Consider the following 13,639-nt stretch of genomic DNA (forward strand, 5'->3'; position numbering starts at 1 on the left):
ATTACTCCAAAAAAGCCTTTGACATGAAAATCTTCCTGAAAATCGGGGTCATCCTGGCTGCTGTAACTGTATTCTCCGGATGTGCCACCATTTACTATTCCAAGGATGCCTATACCCTGGCGAAACGCGATAAAAACATTGCGATTCTGCCACCGGTCGTTTCCATTGCCGCCACCAAAAAAGTTGATGCAGAGGCCCTCCGTGAGCAACAAAAAACCGAATCCGTCAATTTTCAGCAGGAAATGTATTCCTGGTTTTTAAAACGCAAAATGCAAAATGCGTTTGACGTTGAAATCCAGGATGTAGCAACAACCAATGCCCGGCTCAATAAATCCGTTGAATATCAGGACGGAACACTGGCGCCGGATCAAATATGTACGCTGCTGGATGTTGATGCCGTGATTACTTCCAACTTTGCTTTGAGTAAGCCCATGTCGGAAGGTGGAGCAATTGCCCTTGGTTTATTGGTAGGCATTTGGGGAAACACCAATCAGACAGTGGCTACACTGGAACTCCATGACCGTCAAACCAAGAAGTTATTCTGGAGTTACCACCACAACATTTCTGGTTCGGTAGGAAGCACACCTGCACAGCTGGTGGATAACCTTCTGCGACGTGCCAGTAAAAAATCGCCTTATTGGTCGAAATGATGCGGATCTGATCAAATCAATCCGGACAGTTCGCGCACTTCCCGCAGGGTTTGCTGGGCACGTTCGCGGATCCGGGCAGATGACTGTTTGATTTGGTCTTTGACAGCGCGCTTATCGGCCTGCAGGCTTTTTAACTTCTGACGGAAGGGCTCGGTCATCTCGACAATGGCATTGGCCACTTGTTCCTTAAGCATCCCGTAACCCAGGGTTCCGTTTTGGTACTGACTCATCAGGTCGTTGTAAGAAGTAGTCTGGCCTGAAGCTTTCAGCAGGGAGAATAAATTTTCCACGCCTGGACTCATGGCGGGATATTTGATATCTCCCGAATCGGTCACGGCGCTCATGATCTGTTTACGCATACGGTCCGGGTCCGCAAAAACATCAATATTATGTTTCTCGCCCAGAGATGCACTCATTTTCCTCGTAGGGTCGGCGGTTGACATGACCTTCGGGATTTCGGTATACAATGGTTCCGGGAGGGGGAAATAATCCTTTTTTACGACATAATTAAACCGTGTGGCAATATTCCGTGTCAGTTCGAGATGCTGTTCCTGGTCCTTGCCCACCGGTACATAATGGGCGTGATAAATAATGATATCCGCTGCCTGTAATACGGGATAGGTGAACAGGCCCGTGGATATAAAGGCATCCTTGCTGGACTCCGAGATCTGTTGACTTTTATCTTTAAACTGGGTCATCCTGGTGAGTTCGCCATAGGAAGTCATGCAGCTCAGGATCCAGGCCAGTTCGGTATGCTCCGGCACCAGTGAGTGTATGAAAATATTGTTTACGTCCAGGCCGCAGGCGATCAGACGGAAGGCAACATCCCAGGTCAGTGTCCGCAGTTTTTGCGGATCAAAAGGCGTGGTCATGCCGTGGTAATTGACAACCCCGTAGAAACAATCATACTGGTCCTGCAGTGCTACCCAGTTTTGGATGGCTCCGAAATAACGGCCGAGATGTACATTTCCGGTGGGCTGGATGCAGGAGAGAACTTGTTTTTTGCCTTCCATATTCGGTCAGGATGCTTTTTTAGCGGCGATGGCGGATATCTCGATATTGACGAACTTTGGCAACGCGCTAACCTGAACCAATTCCCTGGCCGGAGCATTTTCCTCGCCAAAGTATTCGGCATAGATGACATTGATGCGTCCAAACAGGTGCATGTCTTTAACAAATACCGAGCACTTGAGCACATCTGCATAGTCCATTCCGGCAGCTTTTAATATGGATCCGATGTTTTTCAGCACCTGGTGGGTTTCTTCTTCGATGGTGCCTTCCAGGATCGTATTCTGCTCGGGAATGATAGCAATCTGGCCGGAGATAAAGAGCAGGTCACCCCACTGGGTTGCCTGGTTGTAAGGTCCTACCGGCGCCGGCGCTGTTTCGGTTTTGATGATTTTTTTTGCCATGTTAAAGGGATTAAATAAAAAAGCTGTCTGACACACTCCAGAACCAGCAGGACGTCAGACAGCTTCTTGTTGAATATTCTGAAAAGCTTATACTCGATTATTCTTCGAAGGCTTCTTCCGCTTTGATCACCAACTGGCCTTTATAGTACATATTGCCTTCATGCCAGTAGGCACGGTGCCACAGATGGGGTTCACCCGTAGTAGGGCAAATCGCCACGTTGGGAGTGGTAAGTTTCTTATGGGTGCGGCGCTTGTTTTTTCTGGCTTTCGATACGCGCGACTTAGGATGTGCCATGATTAATTATTTTGATCGTAATTTAACTTTTTTAATACTTCCCAAACGGAATTGCTTTCGGTTTCCCCGGGCTCTTCATTCGGTTCTTCATGGGATGCCTGCAGGATGTTTAATATTTCCTCATTGCATTTCGCTTCCGGATCCTCTTCACATGCATAAACCTTGGTCATGGGAATACCCAGGCAAGTTGTTTCATAGAGCATGTCGGCAATGTTGAGTACCGGCGTTTTTGGTTGAAGGTAGATCACATCTCCTTCGTCCCTTGCCTCCTCACTGTATCGAAAAAAATACGTCTGCTCAAACGTCACCGGAAGTTGGATGGGTTCCAGGCAGCGGTCACAAATGGCTGCCATTTTACCCTCAATAGCACAATCCATCACCATGGCATCACTGTTTTTTTCAAGCGTCACCACTGCATGGAATTTGCCTTGTTCTACCGGAGACTGATCGTATCCTGCGAAAAAGTCTTCCCCCAGGTCAAATTGAAAATGGTGAATACCATTGCGCAACCCTGAGATGGGAAGGTCAAACATCGATTTTGCATCCATGACAAAGAACTAGCAAAAGAGTTTGCAAAGGTAATGCTTTATTTTAAATCGGCACGAACTTTTTTCGCATTTCAATGGGGGCCTGAGGGGCTTTGCTGACAACCCGTCAAAGGTTGCTGGCAGGCCGTTTTGTCGACAGTCCCTGAGCCGGGAAATGCGAAATCAATAAGTTCAAATTCCAGTCGTTTATTACTTCATCAAGGGTCATTAATCCTCATTGAAGCAGTCGTTATCATGCGGTTACTCTTGTACCAGGACCGGAATACTTATTTGCCGGTCATCCTGTCGAATGCGAAGGCTGTGCCATCCGGAAGCCCATTGCTGATTGGCGATCGTGGTCAGTTGATCTGTCGCTTTACCTTCCCATATGGTCTGTCCAAGTACATTGATCAGTGAAAGCCGGCTTCCGATCAGGGCTTGTGGCAGCCTGATGGTCAGCTGGTACTTGACGGGATTGGGATAGGTTCGAATCTGTTCGATCAGCTGCTGATCAAATCGGGCTGATGTCTCTTCGATGCGAATGGTGTCCGATACAGCCTGACAACCGAGCCCGTCTGTGACTGACAACCGGTATAATCCGGGCGTGGCGCCGGTCAGATCTTCATTGGTACTGACGACCGAGGTATCATTGCTCCATTGGTAGGTAAACGGTTCTGTCCCACCCTGTACCGTAACCCGGATGATTCCTTCCACGCTAAGCACGGTATCAATCAGAATAGTGACCGGTGCATTCTCCGTTATCATGAATGAGTCGTTGGTTAGACAACCCAGTTCATCCAATGCATAGACCATATAACTTCCGGCTCCCAGGTTACTGATGCTGTCACCAAGGTCTCCGGTGGACCAGGATATGGAGTATACACCCTGAGCACCTGTTATTTCTGCTTTTGCTGTTCCGGTAGAATCGCCACCACAGGCTACATGGGTGGTAGTAAGGATGATTCCGACCGGATCCGGGGAAGTAAGGGTGACTTCACCAGTCACCTCGCATGCAGCTCCATCCGTGACCGTATATTGATAATCACCGGCTAACAGTCCGCTGATGAATGTGGTATCCGGGGCGCCATTCGACCACTGGACTGTGACATCACCCACTGCTCCGGTGACATTCAGCCGGATATTGCCTGAGTTATCTCCGTTACAGAAAATGGGCGTTGAATTGACAGCAACTTCAAGGGCACAGGCACCACCCATGATCTGGATTTCGGCACTCAGGGCCTGGCATCCATTAAAATCGGTAACCGTTACCTGATAGACGCCATGGGATAAATTGCCGATGTCCTGGGTGGTCTCCCCATTCGACCAGGAATAAGCGTAAGGCATGGTACCTCCGCTAACCAAAAGCGTGATGGATCCGTCTCCGGCTCCGGCCGTGGATTCCTGGTGTGATTCAGTAGAAAGGACGAGGGGGACTGGCTCCGTGACTTCGGCGGATACCTCTACAGTGCAGGTGCCTTCCGTGATGGTAACGGTATAATTTCCGGCAGGTATCCCGGAAATATCTTTTGTGGTTTGGCCCGAACTCCAGGTATAGGTTTCACTGCCTGTGGCGCCAAGGACTTCCAGATTGATCGATCCGGTAGATTCCCCGGCGCAGGTAACGGGTAATACGGAAGGGGTGGCATCGATTAGACAGGCTGCGTTGATGGTAAAACAATCCGCACATGACCAGAAGGTACCGGCGGTACCCTGTTGCCAGATGGTTGCATTGTACAATCCGGATGTAGCATCGGGAGGCAGGTCAAGCGAGCCTGAAAACCGGGTGGCGCTGGTTGCTGATCCGGTGATATCATAAGATTCTATTCCGTTGGAAATGCGGGCGGTAGTAGTCGAAGCGACACTGAATGCGGTGGCAGTTCCGGTGATGGTTACCGTAAATGCGGAGCCAGGGTTTCCGTTGTCCGGATTAAGAGCAATAGTCTGGGACTGCAGGAATCCCAGGGTGGTAAAACTTAGTAAAAGGGTGAATAGACATTTCATAGGTGCGGAGATTTGATTCGGAATATAATAAAGAAATTACTGCTATGAAAATAAGTCATTCTCAAGCAGAAGAAATAAAAAGGATAAGATCAGGGATGCAGGAGTTGGTCTCTGCAAAAACTAATTTAGCAATCCTGAAAGAATCGCTACGGAGCCTGGATCATTATTTTTTTAATTCCGGATTTATCTGCTGTTTTTACAAGGAAAAAATAGATACCAGGTGTGATTTGAGTCAAGCTTACATCGTACGACCGGATAGATTCGTTAAAGGCCCGTTGCCAGATATTCCTGCCCAACGCATCGATAAGTACCATAACCGGACGGTTCAGGACTTCCGTGAATTCCAGATGTAACCTGTCCACGGCCGGGTTGGGGTAGAGCTGGAATGTTAATTCTTCCAGATGCTTAATGGCCACTCCGGCATCCGACCTGAAGTAGATCGTAGCCCGTGGAATCCATCCTCCATGGCCATCCTGAATGGATACGACCACTGAATCCAGTCCTGCTTCAGGAGATGTAAAGGTATAATTGCTTGATCCGTCGAGGAGTTGCAGCAGGGTCATTTGAGAGCCTACAGCCAGGATTTGATTGTTCAATCGAAGTTCACCTTTAACCGGTTCCTGCAGCAGGGTGACTTGTAAGTCCCCGATGCTCTGGTCCCCGTCACTTACCGTAAGGAGATCCGGATTCAACGGGGTGCTGATCGATGGCATGACGAGCAGGGTGTCGCTGCCGATCAGCACCGGAGGATTGAGAACATCATCAAAACACAAGGCCAAAGTCCATTGATCGATACTGCCCCCACTGTTACCACCATTATCTGTGATCCGTAGCTTCCAGTCTCCTCCGGCCGGCAATCCGTTTAACTTTGAAAGAGGATTCTCCGGTTTGAAGATCTTCTGCGAGGACAGCGGACAAGATAATAATGTGGAGGATTGATCGTCAAACCCAAAATCAAAATTACTCAGGTTCGAACATTTGCCTTTGGCCAGGATAACCGAACTGTCCAACGGATTAACCAGTGTGAATGTCAGATTTCCCACCAGCTGCCAGGTGCCTTTCAGATTCAGTACGTTAACATCCGTTGGTATGATTCCCATTGGGACAGCGATTACCGATTCCGCTTGCCTGCCACCGATCACGGGAGTCGAATTGGTGTATTCCTGGCAAGTCTGTGTTTTGGTTTGGAACGCGGATGCGGCAGAGGGCTCTCCGCTCCGGCAGGAGTTGGCTGGGGTGATACGCCAGTAGTAGACGCTGCTGTTGGAGAGGGGAGAGGTTACGTCATAGAAATTGGTATAGGACAGCTTCTGCAGGATATTCGAGGTGAAACCCGGATCGTTACTCACCTCCACCCAGTAGTAATCCGCATCCGGTACGGTTTGCCAGGTTAACCGGGGCAGGCTGGATTGACCTGTAGCTCCATCTGCGGGTGATGATAAGGCCAGTGCAGAAAAGTCACTGGGAGTAAGATGGAGGTAGACTGGTATGGTACGCTCATCATTGCCGCTTTGCAAGGTGAGCATAATGCTGGTGTCCTGATAAATCGTCTGATAAGCTGCGGTTAAGGTCAGATTGATGGTTTCATCCGGCTGAACGGTGGTCTGGTCAGCGTCAAGCATTATGCCTTCCGGTAACTGCCCGGGCCAGGTTATGGTTATGGGGTCTTGAAAGCCATTGGAAGACTTCGTGTCAATGACAATGGATTCAGAACCTGGTATGCAGAGATCCAGTGAATTAGGCGTGATCCCGAAAGACCAGGTTTCGGTAGTTCCGGTTTGGATTTTGAACGTTCCCGGTGACAGATTGAAAAATACATTGTTGATTGCTTCTACCTTGATGTTGGCAGCGCTGGTCTCGATACCTGCCGGTATCAGGACGTATTCCGATCCGTCATTTTCGGTGACATCTTTTAATACGATCGGGTGATTGTGCCCGCCATCCGTGGATAGCAGTATCCGTACCTTCTGACAGTTGACCTGACTATTATCGGTATTGGCGACATCCCAGGTAACCAGCTGGTATTGATTGTTCTCCCAGGTAGCCCCGGAGCCGGGGCCTGTGACGCGGAAGGGACCTGCATTGCCATCCACTTTAAAGCTCAGCTCCTGCCAGGATGCCAGTCCACCTCCGGCATGATTGTCCCGCACGGTAAGTCGGAATTTCAAATTCCTTGAATAATCCGGCAATACTTCCGTCTTGGAACTTAAGCCAAGCAAATAATTGGTGAGATTGGGTAATGTTCTGACCGGGTCACTTGTCGGTGGGTACGAGCGGAATGCCGGCGCATCCCCTTTAGGTTCACCGAGCGCAGATTGGGGACCCAAATTGTATTCCTCCCAGCAATAGGTCAGGTCACTGTCTTCATTATCCGTGGCTTCACCGCGCAGTTGAAACGGTGTAGACTTGGGGATATGGGTAAAGCCAATGTCCAGAATGCTGACCTGGGGTGATGTGTTGCTGATAGGAGCGGTACTTCCGCAGGTGGCGCCGATACCCTGCCTGGTAAACGTGATGATTTGATTCAGTGCAATGTTGTGGTAGTAGTCCTCATTTCTTGATGCAACATAGTTGGATCCGCAGTTGCTGGCGCCGGCATAACACATGATGGTAGATCCGCTCCCGGGTTCGTATGCAGTTTCCGAAGACTCATTTTCCCCGTCACAAAAGTTGAATGAATGGGTCGCATTCAGCTGATGTCCCATTTCGTGGGCAACGATCAGGTAAAAAAGGCTGTTGCTGTAAGCGCCGAAGGTACTTGAAGTGGCATTCGCCTTGCCGGCAGTACAGACCGTACCCAGAAATGCAACACCACCGGCATTGGTCCCGAATACATGTCCGATGTCGTAGTTGTTGGTATTGATCACAGCATTGATGGCAAATGGCGCCTGAAGCAGCAGGGAATCGGGTGAACCATTGGTGAAGGGATCCGTCTGCGGATTCAGGAAGAACAATTGATCGGTGCCATCGACCAGCTGTAGGTTGATGGACAGATCTCTTTCCATGACTGCATTGACCTTGGTGATAATGGAAACCACTTCCGTCATGACTGAAGTGCGGGTGTTACCGTATTTAGCAGAGAATTCACCGGTGGTTGCAACTGCCAGCCGGTAGGTACGCAGAACCTGGTCCGCCAGCGGGTCCCTTGTTTCCAGAACGTCCTCAGCGTGATGAAATCCGGTAGTTTTTCCACCCTGTCCATCAAGCACGGTACAGGGAAAAGTTTCTCCAGAACCCATCCAGGCCGAAAGTTTCCCCAGGCTGGCAGATCTCGTATCGCCTTCCAGCAGCTGGGTTATGGTGCCATCATCCAGATAGGCACTAAACTGATTTGGAGTGATGACACAATGGAGTGTCATGGACCCGCTCTTGCCCAGATAGGTACGGATGTCCGGATATTTTTTGGCCAATTCCGGAGCTAAAACTGCTGTTTGTTGCAGTTGAAAACGGGTAGTTGAATGTTCCGTAGGCAGAATAAGTTCCGGTGCCGGAGAATTTTGGATCCATGACCACAAACCAGGAAAGTCCACTTTAAAATAGTGCCGGCCAGCCTCGGCATCCTGCGGTAATTCCCTGATATCCAATATGGGCTCGAAAAAATTCTGGGCTGTGCTGGTGGATGGAATGGCAAAGAATACAATCAGGGATAATAGTACAACCGGTCTTGGCATGATCGAAAAATTTCTTCGAAGAATCAGGATGTCGTCAAATGGTGTATCGCATGTAACGCGAAAAATAACCCATATGTTTCATATATCCAGCCGGTACACCCCGGAGCTTCGGAAACCCTCCCGGGTAACAGAAATGGATTGATTTTTGAAATACATGAATATACAATTCGGACCAGGAGCGTGAATAGCTTAAAAGTTAAAGTTAAAGGATTATAATACAATATTTTATAAGTTATAAAATATCGTTATATATTTGTTTTGCAACCCGTGGACGACCGGATTCATCCCGAAACAGCTGCCAGTAAAATTCTCTTCCGCCATCTTAACAAAATAAAGGATGAGTCAGACAACCATGGTACCGTCAAAACATATATCTTTGCTTTTCCCCTCCGGATCTGGAATCCGGATTCTAAGGTGTTGTTGGAACGCACATATATCCTTAATTGATGTCAGCGCAATCGCTAAGCCTATGAAGAGATGTGTACTTGTTAGCTTAATGATATTGGGCTCAGTATGGGTATTCGCTCAGGAGGCGAGGACCATTGACGGCACCTTGAATAACCCTTATGAACCAAATCTGGGAGCTGCTAACACAACCATGAAGCGCCTGGCTCCCGCGCAATATGCCGACGGTATCGGAGTACCGGTGGATCGCATGAATCCCCGTATTATCAGCAATCTGATGTTTGATCAGACCGATAACATCAACGACCAGAAAGGACTCAGTGCCTTTGTATGGGTGTTTGGCCAATTCATCGATCACGACATTACCCTGGTTCCCGATGAGGAAAATGAAACCCTGATGATCCGGGTACCTGATGGCGATATCATTGGGCCGGTTATTCCAATCAAACGTTCTGTTTTTGACCCGACCACCGGGATCACAACACCACGCCAGCACATCAATGCCATCACCTCCTTTATTGATGGCAGTGGAATCTACGGGTCAGATGCTAATCGGGCCAATTGGTTACGGACTTTCCAGGACGGAAAGCTGAGGACTTCTTCCGATGATTTGTTGCCGTTGTCTACCCTTACCGGCGAGTACAACTCTAACATTGATCCGTTAGCTCCGTTTATGGCCAAGCTGACACCCAATGACCCGAACCCGACTTTTGTAGCCGGTGATGTACGCGCCAATGAGAATCTTTATTTGCTGGCGGTACATACCTTGTTTGTTCGTGAACACAACCGGCAATGCGATCAGATCAAAAAGCAGCATCCCGAATGGAATGATGAGCAGATCTACCAGCATGCGAAAAGAAAAATAAGCGGCTTCATCGAATCGATCACCTATAATGAATGGCTTCCGGCCATGGGTGTACCGATGACCGAATACATCGGCTATCAGAGCAACGTGGACGCCGGCATCAGCAATGAGTTTTCTGCGGCCGCATTCCGTCTCGGACATACGCTGATCAATAATCAGATCCTGCGTCTTGACAACAAAGGTGAAGAGATACCACAGGGACACCTTACGCTGCGTCAGGCATTCTTCCAGCCACTGCAGATGATCACCGGAGGCGGGTTGGACCCGCTCTTCAAAGGTATGGCTACCCAGGTTCAGCAGGAATTTGACTGCAAAGTGGTGGATGACGTTCGTAACTTCTTATTTGGTGCCCCGGGACAAGGCGGGCTTGATCTGGCGGCCATCAATATCATGCGCGGAAGAGAGCGTGGTCTCGCGGACTACAATACCATCCGTGCTGCGGTAGGGCTGCAGCGGATCACCAGGTTTTCGGATATAACCAGCAAGACAGATGTGAGCCGCCTGCTCGCCCAGATCTATGGTGATGTCAATAATATCGATCCCTGGGTGGGGATGTTATCCGAAGACCCCATGGAAGGAACCATCTTCGGGCCAACCGTTACGGAGATAATGCACCGGCAATTTACAGAACTGAGAGACGGAGACCGGTTCTTTTACAAGAATGATCCGGCGTTGTCCCCGGCGGAAGTTGCCGAGATCAACAATACCAAGTTCTCCGCCATCATCAAAAGAAATACCGGGATTAGCCTGATGCAGGACAATGTCTTCCAGGCAATGCCTCACGAACAGATCCCGCATTCCGGCGTCGTTGTTGCCAAACGCAACCTGGATATGGCGATCTATCCCAATCCGGTCAATAGTGAAATGCATATGAAAGTGTATGCTTCTCACAGCAGTACCTGCCAGTTGCGGTTAATCAATATGCTGGGTCAGGAATCCCTGTACCGTGAACTTAGTTTGCTGGAAGGTGAAAACGATTTTGTCATTCCGGTTTCAGATCAAATTGTCAGTGGTACTTATCTGGTACAGCTGCGCATGGGTGATGTCACCAATGTGTATAAGATTTCCAAGCTTTAGGAGATTCAAGCCACCGCAGCCGGGTATTGTGGACTATGATCAATCTGCTAATGACGTTTCTGAGTGTGGTTGGGTGTCCTGTTCTACTTTTTTCCACCTGCGATGGGACCACAGCCAGTCAGCCGGATTTTTCCGGATGATACTTTCCAGTTTTCTGGCATAGCGGGCAGTTATTTCACCAGGCGCCACCTCACGTGGATTTTCTACCAGAACTTCAATTTCCATGGTATAATGACCTTGCGAAGTGTGCTTGATATCACCGTATAGCACCGGCCAGTTATTTTCGCGCGCGATAGCTTCAGGGCCATGGACAAAAGGTGTTTCGATGCCGAACAGCGGAGTCCAGATTGCCTTGGCTATCTTGCCGGGACTTTGATCAGCTACCAATACCAGACATCCTGGTTTTTCCTGACACAGCTGTACAGCCATCGCGGTTTGTTTTACGGGAATTAAATGCAATCCAAAGGCACCGCGGGTTTTGAGCACATACCTTTCCAGATATTTGTTCGTCAGTGGTTTATAAATCCCGTAGACCGGTGGTTTCAACTGTTGCGCCATGCCCAGGGCAGCCCATTCCCAGTTGCCGATATGGCTCGACAGCAGTACTGTGCTTTTGCCCTGCTCGGCATACTGGTTCAGCAGTTCACCATGAAGGATGGTGAATCTTTCCAGTAACATTGCATTGTTCATGGTAAATCCACGCAGGGACTCCAGGAGGGTGGTGGCGAGGATACGGTAGTTGGCATCTGCCAGCTTTTCCAATGATTCCGGGGTTAAATCCGGAAAAGCGCGAATTAAATTTCCATAAAGAACTTTTTTTCTATATTTGAGGCAACGCCTAAGAAACCATGAAATCAGTCTTACTTGCCTATAGATAAGCGATTCAGGTATAAGCCCCAGGATTTTTATAAAACTCCAAGATATACCGAAAGCAATTCGTTGCATTTACCTATTATTGTTTTAAATCTTGCCTGCGAAGGTAGGGTTATCAATTAGAGCAAACAACACATGTTTAGCAGGAGAGACTTTATTCATACCACTGTAGCATCTACCGGATCATTGATACTGAGCAATTCCATTGCCCCAAAGATGGATGTCATTGAGCGTAAGCCAGTGGTGGTTTCTACCTGGGATTTTGGCCAAAAAGCCAATGTACGGGCCTGGGAGATCCTGGGCAAAGGCGGAAGAGCCCTCGACGCGGTGGAGCAGGGTGTCATGGTCATTGAAGCCGACACCAGCAATATGACCGTAGGTGTGGGTGGATTGCCGGACCGGGATGGAAAGGTGACCCTGGATGCCTGCATCATGGATGAATATGGCAATGCTGGTAGCGTATGCTTCCTCGAGCACATCAGTCATCCGATCTCTGTCGCCAGAATGGTGATGGAGCGTACCCCTCATGTGATGCTCGCCGGTGAAGGTGCTCTGGATTTTGCTCTTTCACAAGGTTTTAAGAAAGAAAACATTTTAACCAAGGATGCTAAAAATGCTTGGGAAAAGTGGAAAAAATCAGCGGAATACAAACCGATTATAAACGTAGAAAATCACGATACCATAGCCATGTTGGCCTTAGACAGTCAGGGCGGACTTGCAGGCGCATGTACCACGAGTGGATTGGCATATAAACTGCACGGAAGGGTGGGGGATTCACCCATCATCGGTGCCGGTCTGTATGTGGATCCCGAGATCGGTGGTGCGGCTGCAACTGGTCTGGGTGAAGCGGTGATGCGTACGGTAGGATCATTTCTCGTAGTGGAACTGATGCGGCAGGGACGCAGCCCGCAGGAGGCTTGTATGGAGGCAGTTGAACGAATAGCCAAACGGGAGAAACGACCCCAGGATATGCAAATCGGCTATTTGGCACTTGGTCGCAACGGCGATGTTGGAGCCTACAGCCTACAGAAGGGTTTTACCTATGCTCTGCAAGATGAAAAACAGAGCACTACTGTGGCTGCCCTCTACTATCTGAAATAGTAGTGAATTTGGTATACTATGGAAAAAATTGTAAAAGTTGGTCTCATTGATGACCACGAGTTGTTCGTACATGCATTTGCATTATTGCTGGAAAACCTGGGTACATCCAATCGACTGAGAGTTGTTGCCCGCGCCCATTCCTATGCTGACGCATTGAAATGGAATCACGCTGATAATCTGGACTTGTTAATGCTGGATTTGCACCTGTCTGACGGGGACGGGCTGGACCTGATTTCCCACTTCCGGGAGAATTATACCCGCTTACGCATTGTGGTCATCTCGATGTATGACAATGCTGAATTTGTCAAAAAAGCCTTCCTGAACGGTGCTGACGGGTATATATTAAAACGGAATTCGCTGGAAGACCTCAAACTTGGCATTGATGAAGTGTTTACCGGCGAGACCTTTATGGGAAAGGGGGTAAAGCCCATTCCTAATTTGTCAGGGCCGAAGAGTAAACCGTCTGAATACACCTTAAAAGGGGACGCCTACCTGATGCGTAATGCATTGACCAATCGCGAACGTGAGATTCTGAAATACATTACCCAGGCCAAAACCAATCGCGAAATCGGCGACTTGCTTTTTATCAGCGACCAGACAGTTGGCGTACACCGTAAAAATATCATGCGGAAAATGGGGGTAAACAATACGGCAAGCCTCGTAAAGAAAGCTCTGGAAATGAAATTGTATGAATAAAACGGTCCGGTCAGCACCATTGTCCGGATTCTCCGTGTCAACCGTTAAAACTTCACACCAATCTAC

General features: G+C 48.8%; 11 protein-coding genes. 4 read left to right on the forward strand and 7 right to left on the reverse strand.

The genetic code is table 11. The features are described 5' to 3' along the window. Positions 1-23: 23 nt before the first annotated feature. Entirely contained in the window at positions 24-650 is a 627-nt protein-coding gene (locus tag H6570_02855) for a hypothetical protein (protein ID MCB9318196.1), read from the forward strand. Positions 651-661: 11 nt separating this feature from the next. Here the strand turns inward: H6570_02855 and trpS are convergent, their stop codons facing one another. The 6 genes from trpS to H6570_02885 form a co-directional block, all read right to left on the reverse strand. After that, a complete protein-coding gene (gene trpS, locus H6570_02860; protein ID MCB9318197.1) occupies positions 662-1,663 on the reverse strand; it encodes a tryptophan--tRNA ligase in 1,002 nt (333 codons plus the stop codon). A 6-nt stretch (positions 1,664-1,669) separates the two neighbouring features. Next, complete coding sequence (locus tag H6570_02865; protein ID MCB9318198.1) at positions 1,670-2,062, reverse strand: RidA family protein; 393 nt, start codon at positions 2,060-2,062, stop codon at positions 1,670-1,672. Between the two features lie 97 nt (positions 2,063-2,159). Beyond that, positions 2,160-2,357, reverse strand: coding sequence for a 50S ribosomal protein L32 (gene rpmF, locus H6570_02870; protein MCB9318199.1), 198 nt, complete (start codon positions 2,355-2,357; stop codon positions 2,160-2,162). A gap of 2 nt (positions 2,358-2,359) precedes the next feature. Beyond that, entirely contained in the window at positions 2,360-2,905 is a 546-nt protein-coding gene (locus H6570_02875) for a DUF177 domain-containing protein (GenBank protein MCB9318200.1), read from the reverse strand. A 240-nt stretch (positions 2,906-3,145) separates the two neighbouring features. Continuing rightward, on the reverse strand, positions 3,146-4,885 hold the full coding sequence (locus H6570_02880) for a hypothetical protein (protein MCB9318201.1): 1,740 nt from the start codon (positions 4,883-4,885) through the stop codon (positions 3,146-3,148). Between the two features lie 146 nt (positions 4,886-5,031). Beyond that, positions 5,032-8,556 carry a T9SS type A sorting domain-containing protein gene (locus H6570_02885; GenBank protein MCB9318202.1) on the reverse strand — a complete coding sequence of 1,175 codons (3,525 nt, stop codon included), beginning with the start codon at positions 8,554-8,556 and terminating at the stop codon, positions 5,032-5,034. Positions 8,557-9,025: 469 nt separating this feature from the next. On the opposite strand from H6570_02885, the gene H6570_02890 reads away from it, so the two are divergent. After that, positions 9,026-10,903, forward strand: coding sequence for a T9SS type A sorting domain-containing protein (locus H6570_02890; protein ID MCB9318203.1), 1,878 nt, complete (start codon positions 9,026-9,028; stop codon positions 10,901-10,903). A gap of 39 nt (positions 10,904-10,942) precedes the next feature. Here the strand turns inward: H6570_02890 and H6570_02895 are convergent, their stop codons facing one another. Next, a complete protein-coding gene (locus H6570_02895) occupies positions 10,943-11,848 on the reverse strand; it encodes a lysophospholipid acyltransferase family protein (GenBank protein MCB9318204.1) in 906 nt (301 codons plus the stop codon). A 63-nt stretch (positions 11,849-11,911) separates the two neighbouring features. Here H6570_02895 and H6570_02900 point away from each other — a divergent pair, with 63 nt between their 5' ends. Both H6570_02900 and H6570_02905 read left to right on the forward strand, forming a co-directional pair. After that, the gene (locus H6570_02900; GenBank protein ID MCB9318205.1) at positions 11,912-12,877 is read left to right on the forward strand and encodes a N(4)-(beta-N-acetylglucosaminyl)-L-asparaginase; all 966 of its coding nucleotides are present in this window, start codon (positions 11,912-11,914) and stop codon (positions 12,875-12,877) included. Between the two features lie 18 nt (positions 12,878-12,895). Next, a complete protein-coding gene (locus tag H6570_02905; protein ID MCB9318206.1) occupies positions 12,896-13,573 on the forward strand; it encodes a response regulator transcription factor in 678 nt (225 codons plus the stop codon). Positions 13,574-13,639: the final 66 nt, after the last annotated feature.

It is taken from the genome of Lewinellaceae bacterium (assembly GCA_020636135.1).
GTDB lineage: Bacteria > Bacteroidota > Bacteroidia > Chitinophagales > Saprospiraceae > JAGQXC01.

What these genes read in the sequence shown, in the direction of transcription:
- H6570_02865 (MCB9318198.1), bottom strand. Translation starts at nt 2,062, where the DNA reads ATGGCAAAAAAAATCATCAAAACCGAAACAGCGCCGGCGCCGGTAGGA.
- H6570_02890 (MCB9318203.1), top strand. Translation starts at nt 9,026, where the DNA reads ATGAAGAGATGTGTACTTGTTAGCTTAATGATATTGGGCTCAGTATGG.
- H6570_02895 (MCB9318204.1), bottom strand. Translation starts at nt 11,848, where the DNA reads ATGCAACGAATTGCTTTCGGTATATCTTGGAGTTTTATAAAAATCCTG.
- rpmF (MCB9318199.1), bottom strand. Translation starts at nt 2,357, where the DNA reads ATGGCACATCCTAAGTCGCGCGTATCGAAAGCCAGAAAAAACAAGCGC.
- H6570_02880 (MCB9318201.1), bottom strand. Translation starts at nt 4,885, where the DNA reads ATGAAATGTCTATTCACCCTTTTACTAAGTTTTACCACCCTGGGATTC.
- trpS (MCB9318197.1), bottom strand. Translation starts at nt 1,663, where the DNA reads ATGGAAGGCAAAAAACAAGTTCTCTCCTGCATCCAGCCCACCGGAAAT.
- H6570_02885 (MCB9318202.1), bottom strand. Translation starts at nt 8,556, where the DNA reads ATGCCAAGACCGGTTGTACTATTATCCCTGATTGTATTCTTTGCCATT.
- H6570_02855 (MCB9318196.1), top strand. Translation starts at nt 24, where the DNA reads ATGAAAATCTTCCTGAAAATCGGGGTCATCCTGGCTGCTGTAACTGTA.
- H6570_02875 (MCB9318200.1), bottom strand. Translation starts at nt 2,905, where the DNA reads ATGGATGCAAAATCGATGTTTGACCTTCCCATCTCAGGGTTGCGCAAT.
- H6570_02900 (MCB9318205.1), top strand. Translation starts at nt 11,912, where the DNA reads ATGTTTAGCAGGAGAGACTTTATTCATACCACTGTAGCATCTACCGGA.
- H6570_02905 (MCB9318206.1), top strand. Translation starts at nt 12,896, where the DNA reads ATGGAAAAAATTGTAAAAGTTGGTCTCATTGATGACCACGAGTTGTTC.